Source organism: Rossellomorea sp. KS-H15a (assembly GCF_024195245.1).
GTDB lineage: Bacteria > Bacillota > Bacilli > Bacillales > Bacillaceae_B > Rossellomorea > Rossellomorea vietnamensis.
This window is the reverse complement of record NZ_CP096886.1, coordinates 246,894-272,582: the sequence shown is the minus strand read 5'-3', so window position 1 is coordinate 272,582 and position 25,689 is coordinate 246,894. Positions and strand designations below refer to the sequence as shown.

The following is a 25,689-nucleotide window of genomic DNA, read 5'->3' as shown; positions in this document are numbered from 1 at the left end:
AAGTTGCTTTATTGAAACCTCAAGGTCCTTTTCACGGTCTTTCAGGATTTTTTCTTCACGTTTTTCTCCATGTAGCCATCAATCTCAAAAGCTTTTTCTTGTCACTTTTTGATTTAATGGTGGTTGGAAGCTCGTGGAACTTAACTGGCATATCGTTGAATTCCTCGTATGTCGCCAGCACGATGTGGTAACGTTGCTGCCCATAAACGCCATTAACTATGGCACCGAATGTCTCCCCCTCATTTACAGATTTAACTTCCTCCTTTACTTTATCAGAATGTGCACTTGCTACGAGGAAGACAATGCCGGCGATTAGCTTGATCTAAATGAGGCAGTGTTGATTCTTTTCCCCTTTCTTAAGTTCGTACAGGAAATTAGACTCATTATTGAAAGAAGCTACATCAGGTTTAGCAGCCACTATTCTTTTTCTAACTACTCCTCCATCTGTGTATTCCATTCTGCTTACAGATAACTGGGACTCAACTCGATTTTTTGAGAATCTTTTTTCTAATCTTCTGATCAATTCTTCTTCAAGTTCTTTCTCACTCGCATAGAAACTTGGTATTGATTGGGACACAGTGTATATCAGACGAATCCCCCCATTAGTTAAATCTACTCAATAAATTCGTTCATTATAAAAAACAAATTAATGTGAAAAAGTGAGATATAAGTAGTTTTCGTATGAATATCGTTCTTTTTAACGGAAAATTAACCGATTTTTAGGTTTTTCAAACTAATTCTAATAGCCTATACTCAGATTATAAGTTCTTAATAAAGAACAAACGAGTTCGAAGTGTATTATTGGTCAATATCTTTGAAAAGTTGTTAATGAGTGAAAACCAAATGTTCTCTTTTAAGAACAGACAAGGGGAGGGAGAACCATAAGATACTCTCGATTAAAAAAATTCGGAAAGAAAAATAGGGGTTTTATAACATGTATTCAGCTTCTTGCACTCTGGTACATGGCTATGTTTGGAGCTATTCACTTTACGAGTTACACCGGTGCCTCCTTCAATGATGTTGAAAATATATCAGGAACGTTATCCGCTGCAGCAGACTTTTGTGAAGGAGCTAAAAATGGAAGTGACTACTGGCATGCACATTGTAAAGATAATGCAGGTGGCGGGAATGGGCCTGAATCAGGAGATGAAGATACGGGTGAAGGGACAGATCCAGATAATCCGGGACATAACAAAGATGATTGTGAAGATCACACGAATGCCGCTTGCTCTGATAAACGAAAAATCACCAACTTAACAAAAACTGCATTAAGTAACAGCATCAGTTTCAATTGGAGTAATCCGACAGATAATAAATTCAGTTCCATCAGGGTTTCTCGAGACGATCACATCATAACGGATTCTATAACGAACGGTCAGTTTGAGGAAAAAGATTTAGTGCCAGCTACAACATACACATACAGAATAGTAGCAATAGATAAATCTGGAAAATCATTATCTGAAGAGATAGTAGAAGTAACTACCTCTGAAGCCCAGGAGGAACAGGAATCACAAAATGAGCCGGTAACGACAGAGGAAGAGCAACCAGCAACACCGCCTGAATCAAATGAAGAGCCAGAACCTGAAAAAGAAGAACAACCGACTGAACAAGTAGTAGACCAACAACCTCCTTCTGAAGTATCTAAAATCGAATGGACCAGAAAGGGTAATAACATCGTTCTCACCTGGATTAAACCACTCGATCAGGATTTCACTCATATAAATATATACGTAGAGGGAAATGCGAAATCAATAAAAGGAAATATAACGGATTCAACAGTCAATCTCTCGCAAAACCCAAATCAATCCATCACCTATAAATTTACAACTGTAGATTCAAGTGGTAATGAGTCCCCTGGTACTTTAATAACGGTAAATGAAAAATAAATTGGGAAGATACAAATGAAAGGTGATTAAAATGACAATAAAAAAAGTAATGAAGATTTGCAGTAACGTGCTCACCGCCCTCCTCTTCATGGTCTTTCTGTTCATGGTCTTTGTGGTGATATCATCAAAATCTTCTGGTGGAGAGCCGCAATTCCTTGGTTATCAATTGAAAACGGTCCTATCAGGATCAATGGAACCGACGTTTAAGACTGGGTCGGTCATTGCAGTAAAACCAGTCGAGGATACTAGCACATTCAAGAAAGGGGAAGTCGTTACCTTCCTACAACAAGACAATACAATTGTTACCCATAGGATTATGGACGTGATCAAAAATGGTGACAATACCATGATTCAGACAAAAGGGGACAACAACGAAGATGTGGATACTCAACCCGTGTTAGCCCAAAACGTCATTGCTAAGTACACAGGATACTCTATTCCTTATTTGGGATATTTCATAGATTTCGCAAAATCAAATAAAGGTACGGCCATTCTGTTAATTGTTCCTGGCATACTATTAATCTTCTATTCTATTTACACCATCATTACGGCCTTACGGGAAATTGATAAAGGCCAAATTGCTTCAGATACAAAGAAAACTGCGTGATTGATCTCCTTATCTAATTAAGGATTCAATATAAAAACTACATACCTCAAAATGAGGGGAAAACAAGGAGGAAATACAAATGACAATCAAAAAGAAATTAGGTTTAGGAGTAGCTTCGGCTGCATTAGGGATATCTTTAGTAGGTGGCGGAACTTGGGCTGCATTTAATGACACGGCTACTATTAATAACCATTTTGCTGCGGGGACTTTGGATTTGGAAGTAGGGAAGAGCTCAAATAAACCAATTAGTTTTGACCTTAGTAATATGAAGCCAGGAGATAATGTACAAAGAATTTTCAAGCTGAATAACAAAGGATCATTAGCAATAAAAGAAGTTCTCCTTGACACAACTGCTACTAATTTTGTGGATGGTACATTGACGTCAACTCAAGCTGAATACTTATCACAATTTGAAATTGATTTCATGCAAGTGGATTCAGAATCTACAAACTGGGAGCCGCGGGCAAAGGTAACTCAAGCAGGACAAAAACTAACTTTAGCAGATTTGGTTGATGGCAATTATGTAAATAAAGTTAAAGCAGATTATTTAGGTGCAGGAAATAAGATTAACTTAGCCCCTCTCACAGTCGCAGATAATCAATATAGAGGTATTCCGGTCAACCCAACAGATAGTGATGAAGTATTTATTCAAATTACATTTAAAGATGACCCGACAAAAACTGATGGAAAGAATTATGATCAAAATAAATTCCAAGGAGATAAGATTGATTTCTTCTTTAACCTTGAAGCAACACAATGGGATGGTGTAAATGTTGATTCTCATAATAAAAATGGAGCAGTCAATAATGATGTTCAAGGATCAGCAGACGGTTCTACTATGCCAAATCCAGTAACTGAAGGTACACCAAAACAAAGTCAGGAAGTAAATGACTAATAGTGAAATAATATAATTATATAATGAATACTTAAAAATTGAAGCGAGTGGGAAGGTTGATCCCTTGCTTCAATTTTTTATTTATGTTGAGAGATAGGTTAATCGGAGGCGGGTCCGATTTTATTTAATGGGAGAAAGGGAAGAGGAGCGGATAGAGGTGTACTGGCAACGCTCTAGCCTCCCAATAGTGTACTACCTCCCAAGCCAACCCCCATCAACAGCCAACAAATGCCCATGAACATATTTCGAAGCTCCCGAAGCTAAATAAACAACGGTCCCCTTAAAGTCATCAGGATTTCCCCATCGATCGGCTGGAATCCGATCAAGGATCTGTTTGCTTCTGATGGGATCGTCGATTAATGCTGTATTCATGTCCGTAGCGATATAACCTGGAACGATCGCGTTAACGTTTACACCCTCTTTTGCCCATTCATTTGAGAGGGCTTTTGTCAGTTGTGCCACACCGCCTTTGGCTGCCGCATACGCTGGAACGGTGAATCCTCCTTGGTAAGAGAGAAGGGAAGCGGTGTTGATGATTTTGCCTCCTCCTTGTGCCACCATGTGACGACCTGCCTCCTGACATAATAGCCAGACCACTTTTAGATTGATATTCAGCACATCATCCCAATCGGATTCAGGGAAATCAACGGAAGGCGACCGGCGTTGAATACCGGCATTGTTTACTAGAATATCAATCTTTCCGAACGTCGAAATCACTCCGGGAATAGCCGATTTCACTTCTTCTATCTTTTGGAGGTCACATGGTATAATTGAGCATTTTCTACCGAACTGTTCAATTTCTTCCTTCACCTCCGTTTGGTCCGGATTTCTTTGAAGCAGGGCAATATCTGCTCCGGCTTCTGCCAGGGCGATTGCCATGGAGCGTCCGATGCCTCGAGTTGCTCCCGTGATGGCGGCTACTTTTCCGGTTAGATCAAATAGATTCTTCATATGTATCCCTCCCTTTCTAATGTCTATTTTTTCATATTGTCATTCTATTGGGAAGCATGGGGGCGGTTCTCATGAATGAAGGCTTGGGCCAAATCCGTATACTACAAATAATATGACCCTGAACGGATCAATTACATACTCAAAGGACTTAACTATAAGAAGACCGAGTGGGATAAGATCAATCATGAAAATTATATGATCATTGAGGATAAGTATCGGAAGAGTTAGGGAAGGAAGCAAGGGGACGGTTCTCTTGCTTCCTTTTTATTTTGGGGGAAGCAGAAGAACCGTCCCCCTGCTTCTTATTTAAACGAAGCATACCCTTCATCCGCCATTACGACGCTGCCGTTAATGGCATCTGCTTCTTCCAATGAGAGAAGATATACGGCATTGGCCAGTTGTTTAGGCTGGGTGAGTTTATTCCCCATGACTTTCGCTTTCATGGAATCGATGATGCCGTGGTCTTTATAGCCCTGGATGATCGGGGTGTCCACGATTCCGGGTGCGATCCCGACGACGCGGATTCCGTATGGTGCCAGTTCGAGTGCCGCTGATTTCGTCATCATGTTGACGGCTCCTTTTGTGGCGTGGTAGGCGAATGTGTTCGGTGATGCGAGGACCCCGAATACGGAGGTGGTGTTGATGATGACCCCTTTGATGTTCAGTTCCTTCATCTTCTTAGCTGCTGCGATAATACCGTATGCCACACCGTGCTGGTTAATATCGATGATTTTATGATAAGCTTCCATGTTCATATCCAGTACAGGTGTAGGTGACCCGATTCCGGCATTGTTGAACATGATATCGATTCTTCCGTATTCTTCAACGGTTTTCTCTACTAAGCTGGTTACGTCTTCGTGGTTGGACACGTCCGTTTTGATGAAGATGGCTTCGGCGCCCGTGGAACGGATCATCTCGACCGTTTCATTCCCCAATTCTTCATTAAAGTCTGCGACGACAACCCGGTCTCCTTTTTTAGCAAACTTCAGAGAGGTTTCTCTACCGATACCGCTTGCTCCGCCCGTAATGACTGCTACTCTTTTCGTCATGTGTAATTCCTCCTTATTTTTACATCTAAATTAATTTTAACATTCACATAAATTTATTATAATTTAATAAAACTAATATTTAATTAAGCATTACTTAAGGAGGGCGGACCTTGAATATTGAACAGTTGGAGCATGTGGCAGAGGTGGCAAGGGCAGGGGCGATTACGAAAGCGGCGGATCATATGCATGTGAGTGCGTCGGCCGTGAGTCAGTCCATCAGCAAGCTGGAACAGGAACTGGGAGTGCAGATTTTCACCCGCAATCGGCAAGGGACTGCGTTGACAGCAGAGGGGAAAAACATCATCGAGAAAGCGGAAAAAGTGCTGGCGGCGATTGGCGAATTGAAGGAAGAAGCGAACCGGTGCTCGGATACCCTGACAGGGGAACTGAAAATCGGCATGATCCCCGGACCCATCAACCTACTGATTGATATGGTATCGGCGTATAAAACCGATTACCCGAATGTGAAGGTGGAAATACATGAAATGGGGCCGGTGAAAATTGTCGATGGCGTGGAGAATAACGAACTGGATATCGGGCTGATTTTGACCGCTGAGACGTTCGCAGTTCAACATCACGAACTGGTGGCTGAAGAGCTCCTGGAGGGAAAGATGGTGGCGGGCGTCCATGAACATTCACCGTTGGCCGCATTCGACCAACTCTCACCACAGCAGCTCGTTGGGGAGACTTTCGTTCTGTATAACGATGACTATATAAAACAATTTGCCCACGATACTTTGTCACCGTTTGGACCCATCGATATTCTTTTTACCACGAATAATACCGAAGCGATTAAGAGGGCGGTGCAAAGCGGGGTGGCCGTGACTCTTGGGATGGATTACTCGTTCCGGACCCGTGCGCCATATACGAATCAACCGATCATTCCGGTGGAGATAGAAGGGACGGAGAGTAAACCACTTCATCTGGCATGGATCAGGCGGAAGGATAAAGTTCCATCGCGGAGGGTGCAGGAGTTTGTGAAGAGGGTGAGGAGGGAGTTGTAGGGGGAAGCAAGGGGACGGTTCTCTTGCTTCTTTTTTGAGGGAATTGCATCGGAGGGGATGGAAGCAGAAGAACCATCCCCTTGCTTCCTGTGGTATGATGAAATTAATACTAGATATTATTTAGGAGTTGATTATATGGCAGAGGTTACGTCAGTGCAATCGGTTGATCGGGCTTTGATGATTCTGGATATTTTACAGGAGAATCCTACAGGCTATGGGGTGACTGAGTTGGCTAATCGTTTGGACGTATCTAAGAGTACGGTTCATCGATTGTTAATGTCTTTATTGAAGAAAGACTTCGTTCAGCAAAATAAGGAAAATGATAAATATTCCTTGGGTTTGAAGTTGATTGAGTATGGACAGGTTGTATCGGAGAATTTAGATGTGCGTCAATTGGCATCCCCTTATTTACATAAGCTGGCTGAAACGATGGAGGAAACTGCTCACTTGGTCATACTCGATCAACAGGAGATTGTGTATATAGATAAGATTGAGAGTTCCCAGACGATACGAATGTTTTCCAAGGTTGGAAAGCGAGCACCTATGCATTGTACGGGAGTAGGGAAGGCGATTCTGGCATTTCTACCAGAGCAGCAGGTAGAGGATATTATCAGTACAAAAGGGTTACACAAATTCACCGAAAAAACGTTATCGAATCGGGATGACTTACTTCAGAATTTAAATTTGATACGGGACCGTGGCTTTTCCATTGATGATGAAGAGCATGAAATGGGAATCAAGTGTGCGGCTGCACCGATTTTTAACCATAATGGAGAAGTAGTGGCAGGGATCAGTGTAGCAGGTCCGATTATGAGAGTAACGGATGATAAGCTTGAGAGAATGGCCGAAGAAGTTCTTCACGCTTCAACGGAAATATCTCGCCTGCTGGGAGCCAGGGTCTGATGTGTTTTTCAATTTTTCAAAAAATTAAATTGACAGCGCTTTCCACCTTTGTTTATAATTTAAACAAATAAATCATTTATGGAATATCGTTCCTTATTGCGGAACGAATATTTTATAAAGTTTAAATGGAATGGTGTTCCTTAATGAGGAACAAGGTGATAAGGAGGTGGAAATGATTGTCCAGTCAAGTAATTCAATGGATAGAGCAACACCAATTAGTGGCTATTATTCGCATAACCTCAACAGATGAAGTTGAATCTGTCGTGAACAGTCTATTTAAAGGCGGGATACGGATAGTGGAAATCACCATGAATTCACCAGGTGCTTTACGAGGGATTGAAAGAGTGAAAGAAGCATTTCCTGATATGGTAGTCGGGGCAGGTACCGTTTTGGATCCAGAGACAGCGAGAAGTGCCATACTGGCAGGAGCCGATTTCCTTCTGACCCCCACCTTAAAGAAAGAGACAATCGAGATGGGGCGTCGTTATGACGTTGACGTGATACCAGGAGTATTAAGCCCAACGGAGGCTCTTACTGCATATGAATACGGTGCAAGCATGGTCAAGATATTCCCGGCCCGGACATTTGGTCCATCCTATATTCGTGATCTGCACGGCCCTCTTCCCCAGTTGAAATGTATGGCAGTCGGCGGGATCGGACTCGATAATGCCCTTTCGTATATTGAGGCGGGAGCCGTTGGCCTGGGTATTGGCAGCTCATTAGTAGATGAACGCCTCATCCTATCCGGTGATTTCGCTGAGATCGAGGAGCGGGCAAGAAGGTTTGTACAAATCCAGCAAGAAGCTACAACGAATAAAGTATGAAAAAAGTGGTGCTGATATGAATGTGATTCTAATTGATTCTGGAACAACTAATTCAAGAATAAGACTGGTTGATGAAAAGGAAAGAACAGTCAAGGCTGTCGTAAAGAAACGAGTAGGTGTCCGTAACACGGCGATCGACGGGAATAATGCTCAGTTGAAAACGGCCATACAGGAAGGGATTCACGAAATTTTACAGCAGAATGATTTATCTGATGGCGATATCCGGTATATCGTGGCATCCGGAATGATTACTTCTAATCTCGGTCTGGCTGAAGTTCCTCATATACCGGGACCTGCAAGTTTGAATGATTTCGTTCAGCATTCGAAGGTGGTAAATGGTGCAGATGAATTTGGAGGGATTCCTTGCATATTGGTTCCGGGGTTAAAAAACACACCGGAAGTTACGGAAGAAGAACCTCACCATCATATTAATGGGTTTGATGTGATGAGAGGGGAAGAAGTAGAAACATTTGGGCTGTTGGAGCAATTTCAGGTTTCAGGAAGAGGTGTGATGGTCCTGCCCGGATCTCACACAAAGTTTGTGGAGGTCTTGGAGGATCGACGGATTGGATCATGCCTCTCTACTTTAGGAGGCGAAGTATTGCACGCCATCCAAAAAGAGACGATTCTATCAAACTCCTTAAGTGAGGTGTTAATCGAATCGCTGGACTATGACTTGCTCCTTCAGGGATACGAGGCAGCAGGCAAAGTGGGGTTAACACGAAGCTTCTATCAAATCCGGTTACTGCAACTGTTTACGAAACTGAATGAGAATGAGAGGGCAAATTATCTTGTGGGAGCCGTCTTGTTTCATGATATAAAAGCTTTAGGCTCTACGCTTGATTCCGTTCCGACAAATTGGATGATTGTGGGAGGTTCGTATCCGCTTAGGAAAGCGTTTACCTTCTTACTACGCCATTCATATCCAGAAAGAGAAATCCTGGAGGCAACGGACGAACAGGTGGAAGGCTCTGTTGTATTGGGAGCACAGGAAATCGCCTCAAGATATTTGGCTATTAATTTATGAATGTTTGAAAGCGCTTATAAAAAAGTATAAGGGGGACATATATATGAATCTGTTCAAACGAATGATAGGGGTATTCATCTTATTAAGTTTAGTGTTGACTGTCGCAGGATGTGGATCTACTTCACAATCATCTTCGAACGAATCGTCTGGAGATGCTTCTGATTTTCCCAAGAAACCGATTACGTTAATCGTTCCTTCTTCTGCCGGTGGTGGTACCGATTCTACTGCACGGGCCTTGGCTTCAGCTACCGAAGAACATTTGGGTCAATCCATTGGAGTGGTCAATAAGCCAGGTGGAAGCGGAGCGGTAGGAATGACAGAAGGAGCGAATGCCAAGCCGGACGGGTATACCGTATCAATGGTATTTGTTGAATTGACGATGCTGGATCATTTAGGACTTTCACCGTTATCTTATGAAGAGTTCAAACCAATCGGGTTAGTTAACCTTGACCCGGCGGCTCTTACTGTACCGGCAGATGCACCGTATGATACGGTCGAAGAATTTGTCGCCTATGCCAAGAAACATCCAGGTAAAGTCAAAGTGGGCAACGCAGGGACAGGCTCCATCTGGCATATTGCTGCCGAAAGCCTGGAGAAAAATGCCGATATTGAGTTAAACCATATTCCTTTTGAGGGAGCGGCTCCAGCCGTGACAGCTCTGGTAGGCGGCCATGTTGATGCTGTTACTGTCAGTCCTGCAGAAGTGAAATCCCAATTGGAAGCAGGTAATGTGAAGACGCTTGCCGTCATGTCCGACGATCGTTCAGACATCGTACCCGATGTCCCAACCTTTAAAGAGGAAGGGTTCGATATGAATACCATTGCAACCTGGAGAGGGTTGACGGTACCGAAGGACACACCTGATGAAGTAGTGAAAGTATTGGAAGAGGCCTTTATGAAAGGTGCAGAAGAGAAGGAGTTCATTGACTTTATGAAATCCAATGGACTTGGAGTTTCAATAAAAAGTTCATCTGAATTCAAAGAATTCATGAAAGAAAATGATACATTCTTTGGAGAGATGATCAAAGAACTTGATCTGAATGGATGATAGATAAAGGTTGGGGTTTTATGCCCCAATCTTTCCTGTTGTTTATCTTGAGGCAAGATTGAAGGAGTGAATATTTTGCGAGTACCTACTGTAATCATGAGCGTCATTATCATTGGAATTTCAGCGTATTTTTATTCGATGTCCCAAGCGTTTCCGCAGAATCAGATGCAGGAAACGGGGCCGGATTTCATGCCGAAAATATATTGTGGGTTTCTTATTTTGCTAAGTTTGATTTTGATAGTGAAAGAAGTCATGTCAAAAGCGAAGGAAGAAAAGAAAGAAGCTGCGATGTTATATGCAGTTGCAGCTATGGCCATGGTGGCCGTTTATTTAATCTTGATTCCATATGTAGGCTTCTATCTTTCAACCGCAGCTGTCATAGTCAGCTTCCTCTTATTCACTAAAGTGAAAAGTCTCTATACTTTAGCAGCTGTTCCTCTAGGTACCATTGCTTTTATATATATATTCTTTGAGAAATTCTTAAGCGTGTCCCTTCCACTCGGGACATTGTTTACATAAGGGAGGGGGATTAGATGAGCTTATTTATGGACGGTTTAGTCAATGTTTTTCAGTGGCAGGTACTTCTTTTCTTAGTGACGGGTACTGTTGTCGGAATCTGTATCGGTTCTCTTCCAGGCTTGACGGCAACCATGGGAGTCGCCCTGATTCTTCCCGTCACGTTTGGAATGGATCCGGTAACCGGGATCCTTCTATTAATAGGAGTGTATTTTGGATCTGTATATGGGGGATCATTAACGGCGATCTTGATCAACACACCTGGCACCCCGGCGTCTGCTGCTACTGCCATTGATGGGTATCCAATGGCCAAGAAGGGGTTGGCGCATAAAGCTTTAACGATCTCAACCCTTGCTTCGACAATCGGTGGGGTTATCAGTGTGATTGTCCTAATTGTGGTGGCTCCGCAGCTGGCGGAATTCGCGTTGAAGTTCAGTGCGCCGGAATCGTTTGCCCTTGCGTTATTCGGGTTATCGATCATTTCCAGTATAGCGGGAAAGTCGTTGATAAAAGGGTTGATTTCTGGGTTTATCGGATTGCTCATCTCAACAATCGGGTTGGATCCGATGGGAGGGTTCCCCCGTTTTACATTCGATAACCTTAACCTGAGCAGTGGGGTCAATTTAATTGCCGTGATGATTGGGTTATTCGCTGCTTCAGAAGCATTTAAGTCAATGGAAACAATATTTTCAACCAACCAGAAGGCCATCATGGTTGAGAAAGTGAAATTGAAGTGGCATGAGTTCAGAACACTCATTGGGACTATCCTTCGATCAGCTGGTATCGGTACGTTCATCGGGATGATCCCGGGAGCGGGGGGAGATATAACTGCTTTTGTTGCTTATAATGAAGCGAAAAGGTTCTCTAAGAATAAAGAAGAGTTCGGAAAAGGATCGATGAAGGGGGTTGCTGCGCCGGAAGCTGCCAACAATAGTGTGACTGGCGGTGCCATGATTCCGTTGTTAACATTGGGTATCCCTGGTGATGCCGTGACGGCAGTCCTCCTCGGGGCTTTGATGGTTCAGGGGCTGCAGCCGGGGCCAATGTTATTTGAAGCAAACGGTCCTTTAGTCTATACACTATTTGTCGGCATGTTACTTGCGAACCTGTTACTCCTTGTATTCGGATTGGCCGGAATCAGACTTTTCACCAAAGTCCTCTTGATCCCTAAAACGATCCTGACTCCGATCATCCTGGTACTGTGCGTGCTGGGTGCCTATTCATTGGGGAACAACTATTTTGATGTTTTAGTCATGTTTATAGCGGGAGTGGCAGGATATTTTCTCCAGAGATATGGGTTCCCAGCCTCTCCTATTATTTTAGGATTAATTCTCGGGCCGATGTTAGAAAGTAATTTAAGGCGTTCGTTGTTAATGTCACAGGGAAATCTTGATATATTTTATACGAGACCGATTACGGCAGTACTAATCGGCTTGGCCATTGCCACTTTATTCTCCCCATTAGTGGGTAAAGTGATGAAGGGCAGAAGGAACGGGAGGATGCATGATGAAAATTACAAGCTTTGAGTTATTTCAAGTGCCCCCACGCTGGCTGTTTCTGAAGATCGAAACAGATGAAGGACTCGTTGGGTGGGGAGAGCCGGTCATTTAAGGCAAGGCACATTCAGTGAAAGCATGCGTGGAAGAAATGATGGAAAACCTGATTGGGAAAGACCCCATGAGAATCGAGGACCATTGGAATATGATGTATCGATCCGGCTTCTATCGAGGGGGCCCCATTCACATGAGTGCCATTGCCGGAATCGATCAGGCACTATGGGACATCAAAGGGAAATTCTATAATGCTCCTGTCTATGATCTGCTTGGCGGTGCCTGTCGTGATTCAATTAAGGTTTATTCCTGGATTGGGGGAGATCGTCCTTCTGACGTAGGGAGTGCGGCCAAACAGGTCGTAAATGCGGGTTTTACTGCCGTGAAGATGAACGGAACGGAAGAGCTGCAGTATATCGACTCCTATGAAAAGATTGATCAAGCCGTTGCCAGGATCGCTGCTGTAAGAGAAGCAGTTGGAGATTATATCGGAATAGGCATTGATTTTCACGGACGGGTTCATAAGCCGATGGCTAAGATTCTGGCCAAAGAACTGGAAGCCTTTCGTCCTATGTTCATAGAAGAACCTGTGTTGCCCGAGAATAATGAGGCCCTGCGTGAAATTGCCGCTCATACGTCGATTCCCATCGCCACAGGTGAAAGAATGTTCTCCAGGTGGGACTTCAAAAAGGTCCTGACGGATGGATATGTCGATATCATTCAACCTGACCTGTCTCATGCCGGGGGAATCACAGAATGTAAAAAGATTGCGTCCATGGCAGAAGCCTTTGATGTGGCCCTTGCCCCTCATTGTCCGCTTGGACCGATCGCTCTGGCTGCCTGCCTGCAGGTTGATGCCACATCCCATAATGCGTTTATACAGGAACAGAGTCTAGGCATTCACTATAATCAGGGAAGCGATTTATTGGATTATGTCATGGATCCCTCCGTTTTTGAATACAAGGATGGGTATGTCAAGATACCAGAAGGCCCAGGCTTGGGAATCGAAGTCAATGAAGAGTTTATCCGGAAACAGGCTGAAATCGGTCATAACTGGAAAAACCCTGTGTGGAGACATAAAGATGGAAGTATCGCAGAATGGTAATGTGGGAGGAGAAGGAATGATGAAACCTAAAGTGTTTATTGCAAAACCTATACCGCAAGAGGTAGAAGACTACCTCAGTTCCTATTGCGATTATAAGGTATGGGAACATGAAGAACCGATACCATATGAGAGATTAATAGAAGAATTGCAGGATGTCGTCGGGTTAATAACGCCTAAAGGAGTCATTACGGAAGACCTCCTGAATCACGCCCCTAAATTGAAATTGGTCAGCAATATAGCTGCAGGCTATGATGCATTTGATCTGAAGTTGATGGAAGAAAGAAGAGTACTGGGTACCCATACCCCTTACGTTCTTGATGAAACGGTTGCTGATCTCGTATTTGGACTGATCCTTTCCTCAGCCCGAAGGATATCTGAGCTGGATTCCTATGTAAAAAAGGGGGATTGGGTGAAAAATGACGATCCTTTCTTTTTCGGTGTGGACGTTCATCATGCCACATTAGGGATCATTGGGTTAGGGAGAATCGGGGAAAAGGTGGTAAGAAGGGCAACGGCTGGATTCGGTATGAATGTTCTTTATCATAATCGTTCAAGAAGACCCGAAATGGAGCAGGAATATGGGATAGAATACAGTGAAATGGATGCTCTTCTTCACAAATCGGATTTTGTCTTGCTAATGGTGCCGTTGTCTGAAGGAACCTATCACCTCATGGATACCGATCAATTCAAAAGGATGAAGTCCTCGGCGATTTTTCTTAATTGTTCACGTGGGAAGACGGTCAATGAACCGGCCTTGATTCAAGCATTGGAAGAAAAGTGGATTAGGGGGGCAGCCCTTGATGTCTATGAACAGGAGCCCGTTGATCGTGAAAACCCTTTGTTAAAGATGAAAAATGTGGTCACTACCCCTCACATCGGATCGGCCACCCAAAAAGCCCGGTTTGATATGGCTTTAAAAGCTGCGGAGAATATGGTGGAGTATCTTAAAGGCAACACGCCACCGAACGTGGTGAAGGAGTTACGTCATTTGACCGAGAAAGTGCTGGAGAAACATACATCCGATTCATGAGAAGGTCACAATAATGGTAGCTGTAAAAAATAATGTATCAGTTAGGAGAGAGCTGAATGAATAGCTTATCGGATACTACAGTATTATCCAACGGTGTACAAATGCCCTGGATGGGGTTGGGTGTATTTAAAGTGGAGGATGGCGCAGAAGTAACGAATGCTGTAAAAGCCGCCATTCATCACGGTTATCGGAGTATCGACACGGCTTCCTTTTATGATAATGAAGATGGGGTGGGCAAAGCAATCCAGGAGACTGCCATCCCACGGGAAGAGTTATTTATCACCACAAAGGTGTGGAACTCAGATCAGGGATATGATTCAACACTGAAAGCATTTGACGTAAGCTTGAGAAAATTAGGGTTGGAGTATCTGGATTTATACTTAATTCATTGGCCGGTTAAGGGGAAATACAAGGATTCTTGGAGAGCGCTGGAAACCTTATATAAACAAGGAAAAGTAAAGGCGATCGGGGTAAGCAACTTTCACATTCACCATCTTAAAGATCTCATTAAAGACGGTGAAATAAAGCCAATGGTCAATCAAGTAGAATATCATCCCAGTTTAACCCAGGAAGAACTCCACGACTATTGCAAACAGCAGGGAATTCAATTAGAAGCATGGTCTCCTCTTAAGAAAGGGAGATTGATGAAAGATGAAACCATTGTAGCCCTATCTGAAAAATATCAAAAAACCCCCGCCCAAATTCTTTTACGCTGGGATCTTCAGAATGGTGTCGTCACGATACCAAAATCGACCAAGGAACATCGGATAAAGGAAAATGCAGACATCTTTGATTTTAATATCGAACAAGAAGACATGAAACGGATCAGCAGTTTGAATCAAAATGAGCGGACAGGTGCCGATCCAGATCATTTTGACTTTTAGGGTGAAGAAGCGTGGGGACGGGAAGCATGGGGACGGTTCTCGTGCTTCTTTTTTGAGGGCATTGTTAGGGAGGGGGGATGGGAGCAGAAGAACCGTCCCTCTGCTCCTACATCGCTTCTTTCAACCCTTTCTTAATCAACCACTGATTCGCCGGATAACTCGTCAGAAACCCTAATATCATCGCGATCTGCATCATAAACCAATAAGAAGGTTCTGTCGGCTTCGGTGGCTCAGCGAATAGTAGATAATGTACGACAGCCATCCATCCGAACATCCCCACTTCAAAGGCAATCAGGGAGAGGGAGTCGGCTTTGATTGCCTGTTTGAAGGCGTTGAGTTTCCCATCATCCTTGTTCATAGGATAAATTGCATAGAATTGAAAAATGATACCAAATAAATAGGCAAGTATGAATTCCACAGTATAATGAGCAAATAAGGTAGAGCCTGCAATTGTGAGACCCGTCATGGCGACAATCGGAACACCGACCGCATCACCGAAGGAGCATCCTGCCGAGCAGTGGCTGGTGGAGACGAATACCTTGGCCCCATGACCTCGGTTGTCTTCCTTCTCTATATCCTTCGCTTTCACCCGCCCCCACTTGAAGTACGTCCACAGAGCGATTGGGCCGAAGAACCATCCGTTGATCGGCCACACTATGTTCATGATCTTCATCTTCTGCGGATGCTTGATGACATCCACTAATATAATGAGGGAAGATAATAATCCTATCCCCAAAAAAATCCACGAAACCGTTGTAAGCACAGAATCATCCTTTCTTAGTTATATAGTCTACAAGACAATATACCCGTTGAAGAATGGTGTTAATCTTATTGGGGATGGTGGAAGCAGGGGGACGGTTCTCGTGCTTCTTTTTGCTTTTTGAAGGAAGCAGTAGAACCGTCCCCCTGCTCCCCCTGCTCCCCCTGCTCCCCCTGCTCCCCCTGCTTCCACATAAAAGAACCCCGTAGAGCAGATTCTACAGGGTCCTTTTGTATTTACTAAAGTTGATTATTCGCCCGGAACCCCAACCGCATCATATGCATCGATGACGGCTTTTGTTTGGGCTGATGGTTGACCATTCTTGTCCGGATACTTGTCACGTGCAGCCTGGATGGCGGCTTCGCGCATTTCTTTGAATCCGGAAGATGGTGTCAGATACTTTGTCAGTGCATCGTAGAAGATGGTGCCTGTCTGGCTCGCGCCGATTCCGGTCACGGTTACGCCGTTGTGTGTACCGCCCTCGGAAATTAAGTAGGCCGCCTTATTGTTGATGCTGCTGTTGATGTGCACGCCGCCTTTATCAAGTTCCCCCGTGTAGCGGTCCTCATAGTGATCCGGATAGCGGTTATCCCTCATTTCGTATGCGGCCGGAAGGGATTTGGCACGTGGGTCTTTCAAGGAACGAAGACCGCCGTCCCCCGCTTTATTCGGTGTATATATATCCTCACCCATTTCCCACTCTGAAGGGTTTGTATAAGAGCCGGAAGAGTACATTTCAGCTAATTCGCCAAAGATATCTGCAAGTGATTCATTGATGGCACCTGATTCGTCTTGATACGTCAGGTTGGCCGTATTGGTAATGACGCCGTGTGTGATTTCATGGCCGGCAACGTCAAGGCCACCCGCTAAGGATCCAAGGGTTACCCCGTCCCCATCACCGTACAGCATTTGCTTGCCGTTCCAGGCAGCGTTATTCCATTTGGATCCGATATGGACCGTGCTGATGAACGGTGTCCCTTTGCCGTCGATGCCATTACGCTTATGGGCTCCTTGATAGTATTTGTTGATTTTGTCAGCATTGGTGTGGGCTGAAACAGCTGCCGGGTCATAGAAGAAATTAGAAGAACTCTTCGTATTGATTTCAAATCCGGTGAATCCAAAAAGGGCAGAAAGCAGGATGAATGGTGTTTCAGCCATACGGCGGGCATCGAATGTTGCGAGTGGAACGATATTCGGCTTGCCGACTGATCCCCCCGCGATGGATCCACCAAATAAATAGCTGGTCCCGGTTGCCGCATCCTTTCCTACAGGGAAATACTGCATTTTACCGAACACGTTCAATCCTCTTCCCTGGGCTACCGTCAGGCTTGTCGGATCCACTTCATGGATGGCGTTGAAGTGGTTGACCACTTCTCCGTTCGTTGCATCCACGAAGTAATGGAAATAGCCTGGTGCCGGGGTGGAAGTGGATACTTTCACCAGATAGGTTAAGTAGTATTTCCCTTTATACGGATAAATCGTTAACTCCGTGTCAAGGCCATCATATGTTTTCAGCTCATCCACGCCAATTTCGGATGCGACTCCTGCTTTGGCGATGTTCTCTGCATCTTCCTTCTTAACTTCAGATTCAGTCGGAATAATGGTACGGGCAAGCTTTTGTGTCACGTTCCCGAATGATGCATAAACGTTATTATTCGCGTCTAACGCAACGGTTTGTCCGGAACCGTAAATCGGAATGCCATTATACTGCTCCACAGTACGTACATGGTATGTACCCGTTTCGCTATCCGCTTCCTCGCTGATGATTTTGAACTGATCTCCTGTAGCGGCTGATTTTGTTTTCTCCATTATTTTAGATTGGAGGAACGCCTTCACAATCTCTTGCTTACTCAGCCCTTCAGCTTGGACAGAAACGACGCTCGCAGGTCCTGCCAATCCTGGAAAAGTCGGTGCCAGTCCTCCTAATGTGACCGATAATGCCAGTACAGCAGGAATGGCTGCTTTTTTACTCATCTTCTTCTGCTTTTTCTTTTTCAAACCCTTTCACCCTCTCGTCGAATTGAGATATCTAACAATTTAAATTATTGGGAAAACAGGTTGTGAAATCAATTGGGTTAATTTTTGTGCGATGACATGCCTTTTTTCCAAATTACGAGTAAATTCGACACATTTCCCTCCAGTTTTTAAACAAAATTAACCCAATTTAAATTATTTGATGATTCTGTATACTTAGAGTCAAATGAGTGGTTCAGCGAAAGGGGAGTGAGGATGTGAGGCGGATTCATCAAAGGATTCTGTTGCCTTCACTATGCTGTATCGCTTTTTATACCGGCACACAGCTGATTGGAGAAACAGAAGCGGCTTTTACAAGTCAGGCTTCACCAGATTCCATCACCATGAATGCGGCATTTGTTTTTCCTGCGACCATTCATGAGCTTGAAGATCGTGCCCAGAAGGTGGCAGAAAGCATGAGGGAAAATGTTAGAATCATCGTTCCTCCTTCACCCGGTGCATCAGGGGAAGAATTACTGAAACAGCTTGATGAAGTGACAGCAATGGAAGAGGAGCTCTCCCGACAAATGGACATTCTCCAGCAACTCTATGAGGAAGTGTCCACGTATTATAGGGAGATTCAGAAACAGACGGAAATCCAACCATATGATTATGTGCGTGAGGGTTTTGAGCATATTGAAGGAATGCTGAAAGGTGTACAGGCAACCGTCGAATTTTCACAGATAGAGGAGATACGTTCTTCTATCCTGATGCAGATTCAGGAACTGGAAGATCAAGAGCAACCTTCTGTAGAAGGGAGTCCGACTGATCCAGCTCCAGAACAACCTCAGACTAATCCGGATCCAGATCACTCTGAATCTCAGAATGAAGGATCTCGGGAGATAACGAATGAAGTTAAAACGGACATAACCGAAGAAGCATCAAAGGACAATCCAAATGATAAGCAGGTGACAGAACATGAAGAAGAAAATGTTGGGGATAGTGAGTAGTGTAGTGGGAACGATCCTTCTGGTGGTGATCTGCTTGGCAGCGTTCATCGTTCTTTCCTCCAGGTTGTCAGGAGGGGAACCAACCTTTATGGGATACCAGGTGAAAGCCGTATTATCAGGGTCCATGGAACCAACATTCCAAACCGGTTCCATTATCTCCATCAAGCGTGGCGATGAGCATACTTTTTATAAAACGGGCGATATCATTACCTTTCGTATGGAAGATAAGCTCATTACACATAGGATCATTGATGTCCTCGAAGAGAATGGACAAGCAGTGTATAAAACCAAAGGGGATCACAATAATGGCCCTGACCTGTGGACGGTCCCTAAGCAAACGATCATCGGAAAGTACACCAACTTTACGATTCCATATATAGGATATGCCCTTGGATTTTTGAATACAAAAGCAGGTTCAGCCCTGTTGTTGATTGTTCCAGGAATCTTGTTGATCATTTCTGCCTTTCGCTCGATCATCGTCGCCAAAAGGGAACTGGAAGGAAGCAAAGCATGATGGCTTCATCTCCTATGTATCACCAAACATACATAAGAGTTTACTATATTTTTTCTATTAAAGAGGAGGAGTTTTAGATGAGTTTTACCAAGAATGTAAGTAAGGGGATTATGAGTGCAGCGTTAGGATTATCGTTGGTTGGGGGAGGGACGTTCGCCTACTTCAGCGATGCACAGGCGACAGAGAATACCTTTGCAGCGGGGACACTGGACCTGTCCATGAACCCAAGTGCCGTTGTCAACATCGACAACATCAAGCCCGGTGACGAAATTTACCGTGAATTCACACTGAAAAACAATGGGACGCTGGATATCCACCAGGTCCTATTGGACACCAAGTATCAAGTGCAGGATGCAAAAGGTGATAACACCGGCGACATGGCGGAGCATATCAAAGTCACCATCATGTACAACACAAGCAGTGCCACCAACGTAGCGGTTGAAACCACCTTGGCTGAGCTGCAAGGGGAAACACCGGACGTTACCGCCATCGGTTCCTTTATCGGAAGCAGCAATGACGGAGCCCTGCCAGTGCCGGATGGGATCTCTGTAGGGCAGGAAGAAAAGATCTTTGTCCTGTTCGAGTTTGTAGACAATGGAGAAGATCAGAATCAGTTCCAGGGGGATACGTTGAAGGTGGACTGGACGTTTAATGCCATGACAGGTGAGTCAACCTACCATGACGATACGGATCCGGAGAATAACTAAACTACGGAAGCACGGGGACGGTTCTCGTGCTTCTTTTTGTTTGTTTAGGGGAAGCAGAAGAACCGTCCCCGTGCTTCCTGGCGCATTATGATAAAAAAATAAGTTCCAGCAACCCTGAAATGAAATAATATAGGATGATTGAGAGAATCACTTGGACAGCGAGTGCGATAAGGAATAAAATCTTTCGCACGAACCAATTGTATTTTCCGATTTTTGTATAGATATAATAGCCCGAGCCCAACAATCTTTTTTGGAATACGTTGATGAATTTTTGAACAATGGTAGTGGGTGGATCGTATATCGAATATTCGTAGAAACCTAACATCGTTTTTTCTAAGAGTGCTATTGTACAGCCGTAAGCAACCCCAGGGTCTTTCATGGAACAAGGAACCAATGCTGACTTATTTCTTATCTTTAAATATACTGTTCTTCAATTCCTCCATCTCTTTATCATATTTCTCCATCTTTTTATCAAAATCCGAATCCCGTTTCTTTAACTCCTCCGAGAGACTTTCCTTACCTTTCTCCATGAGTGTGCCTCCCTTGTGGAAGCACGGGGACGGTTCTCGTGCTTCCCTTTAAAGTAGTTTTATAGATGGTCTTTGGAAGCAGAAGAACCGTCCCCCTGCTTCGAAGAACCGTCCCCTGCTTACTCCGGCACCACAAACTCCCCGTTATGATCAAATACGGTTGTCGTTGTGGTCAAATCCCCTAGGGGCGTGGGAAGTGCCGTATCGATTCCATATACGAGTTGGTCTTCTTCGCCGATCCAATAGACCATGTTCATGTTCTTGACCATGGTCCCTGTAAGGGAGGAAGCGAGAGTACCTGATGAACCTGCAAAGGCTTTGAGGACGGGGGAGACTTCTTTCATCATCTCATCCGCATTGATATCTACTGACAGCCCTATACAGGCGACCCCGTTCCGATCTTCCCTTCCGATGATCTTCACCTTTTTTTCGATTTTTGAATCATAGTATTGGTTCACGGAGTTGGTCGGATCAAAGGAAGATAGAAACAAATTCACGAGGAGCTGATCTTCCGGGTAGAAATCTGTCATTTCCCATTGCTTCAGTTCTTCATTGTAGACACCATACTGTGTTTGGTTGAAATAGAACCGGTCCGTGGACTCGGGGATCCCGCTGCCCTTCATGCTTGTGATCATGTAGGCTTCTATCGTCTGACGATCTTCAATTCGAGTTTGCCCTTCACTCGTCACGGAGTACTTATAAGAAGTACCAAGGACCTTTCCTTGGAAAGTCGTCTCGCCCATAGTTCGAATCGTCTCTAAGGAACTCATATTGTTCATGGCATCATCCAGTATTTCTTCAGGATCGATGAGTTGATTTTGAATGAAAGCAGGCATGGTGCAACCAGAGAGCAGAAGCATCAGCATGGGAAAGAGTAATAGCCGCTTAGCCATTTCTTTCTCCATTTTGAAAAAATGGTATTCGTCTCATCTTATATTCCCCCTTCATAATGGGTCGGAAATCATTAATTCGTTATGCTCTTTCGAATCAACGACCATCCACTCATCTGTATCGGAATCGAACTCACAATAATAAGTGAAATAATAGGTTTTATCTTTAAAGATTGCGGCTTCTTCATCAGTCGGGTCATTCCAGCTGCTTGCATAGTGTTCGGCTACACTGATGGAGGCCTTGGCTCCTTCTTCATCGAAAGTAAAAGACTCCCCATCGAAGATCAATTCCTCGATATATCCTCCATACGTAACGTTTCGCTGTCTTAAATCGTTGATGATTCCGATGGTTTCTTGGAGTTTGGCCCCTTCTACATTCCGCAGGACAGAGCTGTCTAAGTCTGTGATGGATTCGATATAGGACTCGTTGAAATTCTTTACGCTGTTGATGACCTCATCACGTATGGTTTCGACAGGGGGAGGGAAGAGCAGTTCAACTGTTTCTGACGCCCCGACCTCGAATTCTTCGCTTTCCACATCTCCCCAGGGAGAATGATAGACGCCGCTTATGGTGATTGTATCTCCTGGCGCAAAAGGTCCGATCTCCATCCCTGTTTGATCAATGGTTCCGTACATTTCCCCATTCACATACAGATCGACTTCGCTCCTGTCAGAACTCACGGTTACATATTGTTTTTGAAATTGTAGGGGAATGGGGGTTGAGTTGGTCTCCCACAAAGGGAATGTTTCGCTCGTTTCAAAATCATTTCCACTGTCGCTGGCCTTAACGGCTTTCACCGTGATTTCTCCCGGTAAAAGGTCATCCACAAGACGAAGGTCCGTCCCTGACTCAGGTATTTCCACATTGTTTACAAATAGCTGGGCGTCTGGGTCTGTTTGGAGGGTGAGGGTGATTGGGTTGAGAGTAAAGGTGTATTGGTCGATGAGGCCCCATTTTTTGTCGGGTGATTTTTTTAGTTGGAATAGGAATGGAGGTACTGGATCGTTCTTTTCTTTGGCAGCGAAACGTTTTGCCTGATCACTTACGTTTTTATACAATTTGGCTAATGTTGCAGGATCTTTGTGCAGGTCAGTTAAAAGAAGGTTCAGCTTTTTCTCAGGGTCATTCCCTTCTATCAGGGAACCAAGGGTTGCCGCGTCTTTGTTTTTGACCGCTTCTGTTAAAGCTTTGGTCGTATGAACAGGAGAGGAGGCGTCTTTCACATACATGAATCCATATGTACCTGCTCCCAGTAGGATCACGGCTAAAATCATCACGATAATAGAAGATTTCCGCTTGATTCTGTAGGACCTGGATCTGGCCCGTCTGCTTTTTGTTTCGTTGCACTTCTCACATGGAACCTCCGCTGACATGAGGGGGGATCCGCAATTTTTGCACATAATCGGTAATGGAAGGCTACCCTGGCACTGTTGGCACAGTCCTTCATCTGTCAGTTCGCCCCCACACTCCTTACAGAAAGAGCGCTTTTTTTCGTTGAGAGATCGACTGTTTTCAAGACAACCCTGGCACTCTTCTTCATCGCTCTTTAAGAGAGTTCCGCAAATTTTGCAGAACCGTTTTGGTACCTCGGACGTTATCGGATTGCCGCAGTTACGGCAGAATCCGTTTTCATTCGAAAGGGGATGACCGCAATGTTTACAATGTTTCATCTCTTTCCTCCTCGAGAATATCATTAGGGAAATCCCCCTTTGAACGAATCAGGAAGGGGGATTTCAGTTACACTCAAAAGAAAAACAAAGAAGTTAACTTTTCCTCAATGAGTTCCAGTAGAGTGGAGAGGAGATAGGCAGCCATGATACCCATTGTAATAAAAATGGCTAAATACGTTAACAGTGTCCCATATAGAGCATCCAGCCCGGAAGGTTCATCCTTTTTAAAGCTTGAAATCACCAGGGGAGGAACGATAAACACAGAACCGAGGAAACCGATTCCGAGAAAGACCGGATACAGACCCATATCCACTAAAGACATTAAAAAAGCAAGAAGGAAGAGGGCTAAAAATGGAATGAGCATTGAACCGAAACGGGCGATGACATCTGTATATTTTACCGGTACCTTCCCAAGCTTGATCGCTGCAAACGAATAAGAGGCAATCAACAGGATGAAAATGGCATAAGAAAAAGTCGGCTTGATGACCATGGACATGAACTCGCCATCCACGCCGGCCTCTTTAAGTCCTAAATAAATGATCAAAGGAATGATAAGGGCGAAAATCCCAATGGAAATCAGTCCGTTAACAAGCTGTTCCCGATTCGTATTCCTCGTAGCGGCAACCGGCTTCTTAAGTACTTCCAAAAAAAAGCTGAAATACATTTTCGAGACATTCTTCACATTCTCAACATGGGCGTTCGGCTGCTGTACAGCAGTAAAGGTTGAAGTGGCTACGGCAGCTCCTTCTGCACCCGGCTGGCTTGCACGGGGCAACGCCGCTGCAACCTCCCCTGTCACTAACCTTGCACCACAATTCTCACAGAAATTCCCTCCATCATTCACATGCTCACAACTGGGACACTTCATCAGCAAAACTCCTTTCATGGGGTATAACTAATAAATACCAATAAAGTGAGTAAATATGACTATAATTTCTTATGTGGAAAAGATAGCTCTCTAAATAAGTTGTTATAGTTTTGTTAGGGAGAAGAAAGTAAGAAGAAACTGTAAATGCGCATGGAGGACATGGGAAAAAGTATCAGAAATGAAGTGTATTTTGAAATTTTGCTATTTCGATATATGGGGTTATTCTTACGGCGGCAAAGAGAGACCTTGCCGCCGTGAGGTTTATCAACATAAAAGAAGAAGTTGGACAAGTAAATGCAACAAGGTCCAAATTTTTGAGCGTTTCGATATGTATACTAATCTATAAACTCCATATTGGTTTTGTATGTAGCTTCACCTTCAAAGTACCTCGTTTCACTTTGTTTAACCAATCCTGTTCCTTTGGCGAAATAGAATTCACTAGTGGAAGAAATCTGCCCATTTGAACCTATTAACTTCTCTTTAATGAAGAGGCAATTTTTAAAAGTACGTTGCCCGATTTGTATATCTTGCATACCTTCCAGAGTGATATTCAGGACCTCATCACCCTCTTTATGGGAGTACTCTTCGCCGAATTTCAATTTACTTGGTAAGTAAATTGATGCTTCTTCTTCTTCAGTCCAATAAATATTATCTTCGCTTTTGGCTAGCCCCACTTTAAGCATGCCTTTATTGCTGTAGGAATAAAAAAGGATGTACTCAGTTGTATAATCGTATTCTGGATTATAGTTCGTAGTATGTACTTCGTAAACTGACTTTCCATCGATCACCTTTTCCCCTTTATTGGTTATGGTAGAGATCGTATTACTGGTTTCATCGTCCGAAATAAAGGTGTTCTTCATCTTATGCGTTCCTGGTTCTGTCAATCCGCTATAAGGAAGAAGATCTATACCTATATATTTCATCCTCAGTTTTTCACCGCTGGAAGTGAAAAACAAAAAGGTTAGTCCTATTGCGATTACAACAGCGCCAAAGCCGGCATAACGATAGATTTTATTTTTGCCGTTATCCTTCAACTTCCTTTCATGTTGAGAACAATTTGGACAAGATGTCCCCGAAAAGTTTTTCTCTAATTGGAGTCCGCAATTCTTACAGTAAACCATGGTGATTCCCCCTGATGTGAGTTGTCTACTAATCTGGTACAGAAAAAGGGTCTTTATCTTCATCTAAATCTTTCTTTGAGAATAAAAAGACACGTTTTCCATTAAAGCATAATGTTGGATGAAATGGAACCTGTTTAAAGAGATTTTGTAACATAAATGAAATAATGGGTTTGTAGAGTAGGGGTTTAGTTATTTATTGATATATGTAAAGGGTGAATAAATGGCTGAATCTATTAAAAATGTTTACGGAACAGGGGGATTTCTGGTTTTTTTCCAGGGTGCTTTTTGGGGTTACATCCTTCCCTTAGTGCTCAATATCATCCATTTTTCATAAGAAATGAGGTGCATTTATATGAATTTACTCGTAACATTACAGAAACGTTACT

At 43.8% G+C, this 25,689-nt stretch carries 26 protein-coding genes and 2 pseudogenes; 16 read left to right on the top strand and 12 right to left on the bottom strand.

Annotated features, from left to right (window positions below):
- Positions 1 to 322: 322 nt before the first annotated feature.
- Entirely contained in the window at positions 323 to 577 is a 255-nt protein-coding gene (locus M1J35_RS01210; protein ID WP_254652537.1) for a hypothetical protein, read from the bottom strand.
- Between the two features lie 385 nt (positions 578 to 962).
- Here M1J35_RS01210 and M1J35_RS01205 point away from each other — a divergent pair, with 385 nt between their 5' ends.
- From M1J35_RS01205 to M1J35_RS01195, 3 genes are all read left to right on the top strand, one after another.
- On the top strand, positions 963 to 1,886 hold the full coding sequence (locus M1J35_RS01205) for a fibronectin type III domain-containing protein (protein ID WP_254652536.1): 924 nt from the start codon (positions 963 to 965) through the stop codon (positions 1,884 to 1,886).
- Positions 1,887 to 1,923: 37 nt separating this feature from the next.
- On the top strand, positions 1,924 to 2,493 hold the full coding sequence (gene sipW / locus M1J35_RS01200; RefSeq protein ID WP_254653668.1) for a signal peptidase I SipW: 570 nt from the start codon (positions 1,924 to 1,926) through the stop codon (positions 2,491 to 2,493).
- Between the two features lie 79 nt (positions 2,494 to 2,572).
- On the top strand, positions 2,573 to 3,388 hold the full coding sequence (locus M1J35_RS01195; RefSeq protein ID WP_254652535.1) for a TasA family protein: 816 nt from the start codon (positions 2,573 to 2,575) through the stop codon (positions 3,386 to 3,388).
- A 192-nt stretch (positions 3,389 to 3,580) separates the two neighbouring features.
- Here the strand turns inward: M1J35_RS01195 and M1J35_RS01190 are convergent, their stop codons facing one another.
- Both M1J35_RS01190 and M1J35_RS01185 read right to left on the bottom strand, forming a co-directional pair.
- Positions 3,581 to 4,339, bottom strand: coding sequence for an SDR family oxidoreductase (locus M1J35_RS01190; RefSeq protein WP_254652534.1), 759 nt, complete (start codon positions 4,337 to 4,339; stop codon positions 3,581 to 3,583).
- 302 nt (positions 4,340 to 4,641) lie between these two features.
- Entirely contained in the window at positions 4,642 to 5,388 is a 747-nt protein-coding gene (locus tag M1J35_RS01185) for an SDR family NAD(P)-dependent oxidoreductase (protein WP_254652533.1), read from the bottom strand.
- A 110-nt stretch (positions 5,389 to 5,498) separates the two neighbouring features.
- Between M1J35_RS01185 and M1J35_RS01180 the strand changes: the two genes are divergently transcribed.
- The 10 genes and pseudogenes from M1J35_RS01180 to M1J35_RS01135 all read left to right on the top strand — a co-directional run bounded on the left by M1J35_RS01180 (position 5,499) and on the right by M1J35_RS01135 (position 15,279).
- The gene (locus M1J35_RS01180) at positions 5,499 to 6,392 is read left to right on the top strand and encodes a LysR family transcriptional regulator (protein ID WP_254652532.1); all 894 of its coding nucleotides are present in this window, start codon (positions 5,499 to 5,501) and stop codon (positions 6,390 to 6,392) included.
- A 135-nt stretch (positions 6,393 to 6,527) separates the two neighbouring features.
- On the top strand, positions 6,528 to 7,295 hold the full coding sequence (locus M1J35_RS01175) for an IclR family transcriptional regulator (RefSeq protein ID WP_254652531.1): 768 nt from the start codon (positions 6,528 to 6,530) through the stop codon (positions 7,293 to 7,295).
- A 176-nt stretch (positions 7,296 to 7,471) separates the two neighbouring features.
- Positions 7,472 to 8,119 (top strand): bifunctional 4-hydroxy-2-oxoglutarate aldolase/2-dehydro-3-deoxy-phosphogluconate aldolase, encoded by a 648-nt coding sequence (locus M1J35_RS01170; protein WP_254652530.1) that lies wholly within the window; start codon positions 7,472 to 7,474, stop codon positions 8,117 to 8,119.
- Positions 8,120 to 8,135: 16 nt separating this feature from the next.
- Positions 8,136 to 9,146, top strand: coding sequence for a 2-dehydro-3-deoxygalactonokinase (locus M1J35_RS01165; protein WP_254652529.1), 1,011 nt, complete (start codon positions 8,136 to 8,138; stop codon positions 9,144 to 9,146).
- 43 nt (positions 9,147 to 9,189) lie between these two features.
- Positions 9,190 to 10,194 (top strand): tripartite tricarboxylate transporter substrate binding protein, encoded by a 1,005-nt coding sequence (locus M1J35_RS01160; RefSeq protein ID WP_254652528.1) that lies wholly within the window; start codon positions 9,190 to 9,192, stop codon positions 10,192 to 10,194.
- Positions 10,195 to 10,290: 96 nt separating this feature from the next.
- Entirely contained in the window at positions 10,291 to 10,713 is a 423-nt protein-coding gene (locus tag M1J35_RS01155; RefSeq protein WP_254652527.1) for a tripartite tricarboxylate transporter TctB family protein, read from the top strand.
- Positions 10,714 to 10,727: 14 nt separating this feature from the next.
- Positions 10,728 to 12,236, top strand: a complete 1,509-nt coding sequence (locus M1J35_RS01150; protein ID WP_254652526.1) for a tripartite tricarboxylate transporter permease — start codon at positions 10,728 to 10,730, stop codon at positions 12,234 to 12,236.
- Positions 12,217 to 13,365 (top strand): annotated as a pseudogene (gene dgoD / locus M1J35_RS01145) (galactonate dehydratase). The gene M1J35_RS01150 and the pseudogene dgoD overlap by 20 nt, the downstream one beginning before the upstream one ends.
- A gap of 19 nt (positions 13,366 to 13,384) precedes the next feature.
- Entirely contained in the window at positions 13,385 to 14,395 is a 1,011-nt protein-coding gene (locus tag M1J35_RS01140; protein WP_254653667.1) for a 2-hydroxyacid dehydrogenase, read from the top strand.
- Positions 14,396 to 14,451: 56 nt separating this feature from the next.
- Positions 14,452 to 15,279 carry an aldo/keto reductase gene (locus tag M1J35_RS01135; RefSeq protein WP_254652525.1) on the top strand — a complete coding sequence of 276 codons (828 nt, stop codon included), beginning with the start codon at positions 14,452 to 14,454 and terminating at the stop codon, positions 15,277 to 15,279.
- Positions 15,280 to 15,385: 106 nt separating this feature from the next.
- Here M1J35_RS01135 and M1J35_RS01130 read toward each other — a convergent pair whose 3' ends face one another.
- From M1J35_RS01130 to M1J35_RS01125, 3 genes are all read right to left on the bottom strand, one after another.
- Positions 15,386 to 16,015, bottom strand: a complete 630-nt coding sequence (locus tag M1J35_RS01130) for a DUF4396 domain-containing protein (protein ID WP_254652524.1) — start codon at positions 16,013 to 16,015, stop codon at positions 15,386 to 15,388.
- Positions 16,016 to 16,107: 92 nt separating this feature from the next.
- A complete protein-coding gene (locus tag M1J35_RS22650; protein WP_256503933.1) occupies positions 16,108 to 16,233 on the bottom strand; it encodes a hypothetical protein in 126 nt (41 codons plus the stop codon).
- 55 nt (positions 16,234 to 16,288) lie between these two features.
- Positions 16,289 to 18,013 (bottom strand): M4 family metallopeptidase, encoded by a 1,725-nt coding sequence (locus tag M1J35_RS01125; RefSeq protein WP_371928733.1) that lies wholly within the window; start codon positions 18,011 to 18,013, stop codon positions 16,289 to 16,291.
- 257 nt (positions 18,014 to 18,270) lie between these two features.
- On the opposite strand from M1J35_RS01125, the gene M1J35_RS01120 reads away from it, so the two are divergent.
- From M1J35_RS01120 to M1J35_RS01110, 3 genes are all read left to right on the top strand, one after another.
- Positions 18,271 to 19,002 carry a DUF4047 domain-containing protein gene (locus M1J35_RS01120; protein ID WP_254652522.1) on the top strand — a complete coding sequence of 244 codons (732 nt, stop codon included), beginning with the start codon at positions 18,271 to 18,273 and terminating at the stop codon, positions 19,000 to 19,002.
- Positions 18,971 to 19,516, top strand: coding sequence for a signal peptidase I SipW (sipW, locus tag M1J35_RS01115; protein ID WP_254652521.1), 546 nt, complete (start codon positions 18,971 to 18,973; stop codon positions 19,514 to 19,516). Before M1J35_RS01120 ends, sipW (M1J35_RS01115) begins: the two co-directional genes overlap by 32 nt.
- Positions 19,517 to 19,593: 77 nt before the next feature.
- Entirely contained in the window at positions 19,594 to 20,223 is a 630-nt protein-coding gene (locus M1J35_RS01110; protein WP_254652520.1) for a TasA family protein, read from the top strand.
- Between the two features lie 401 nt (positions 20,224 to 20,624).
- On the opposite strand, the gene M1J35_RS22645 is transcribed toward M1J35_RS01110, so the two are convergent.
- From M1J35_RS22645 to M1J35_RS01090, 6 genes and pseudogenes are all read right to left on the bottom strand, one after another.
- A complete protein-coding gene (locus M1J35_RS22645) occupies positions 20,625 to 20,753 on the bottom strand; it encodes a hypothetical protein (protein WP_256503932.1) in 129 nt (42 codons plus the stop codon).
- A gap of 119 nt (positions 20,754 to 20,872) precedes the next feature.
- A complete protein-coding gene (locus M1J35_RS01105) occupies positions 20,873 to 21,658 on the bottom strand; it encodes a hypothetical protein (protein WP_254652519.1) in 786 nt (261 codons plus the stop codon).
- A gap of 39 nt (positions 21,659 to 21,697) precedes the next feature.
- Positions 21,698 to 22,918, bottom strand: a complete 1,221-nt coding sequence (locus M1J35_RS01100) for a TcaA 3rd/4th domain-containing protein (protein ID WP_371928731.1) — start codon at positions 22,916 to 22,918, stop codon at positions 21,698 to 21,700.
- A 303-nt stretch (positions 22,919 to 23,221) separates the two neighbouring features.
- Positions 23,222 to 23,314 (bottom strand): annotated as a pseudogene (locus M1J35_RS22790) (zinc-ribbon domain-containing protein); the annotation flags it as partial.
- Positions 23,315 to 23,387: 73 nt separating this feature from the next.
- Positions 23,388 to 24,182 (bottom strand): zinc ribbon domain-containing protein, encoded by a 795-nt coding sequence (locus M1J35_RS01095; RefSeq protein WP_254652517.1) that lies wholly within the window; start codon positions 24,180 to 24,182, stop codon positions 23,388 to 23,390.
- Positions 24,183 to 24,517: 335 nt separating this feature from the next.
- Positions 24,518 to 25,303, bottom strand: a complete 786-nt coding sequence (locus M1J35_RS01090) for a hypothetical protein (RefSeq protein WP_254652516.1) — start codon at positions 25,301 to 25,303, stop codon at positions 24,518 to 24,520.
- Between the last annotated feature and the right edge of the window lie 386 nt (positions 25,304 to 25,689).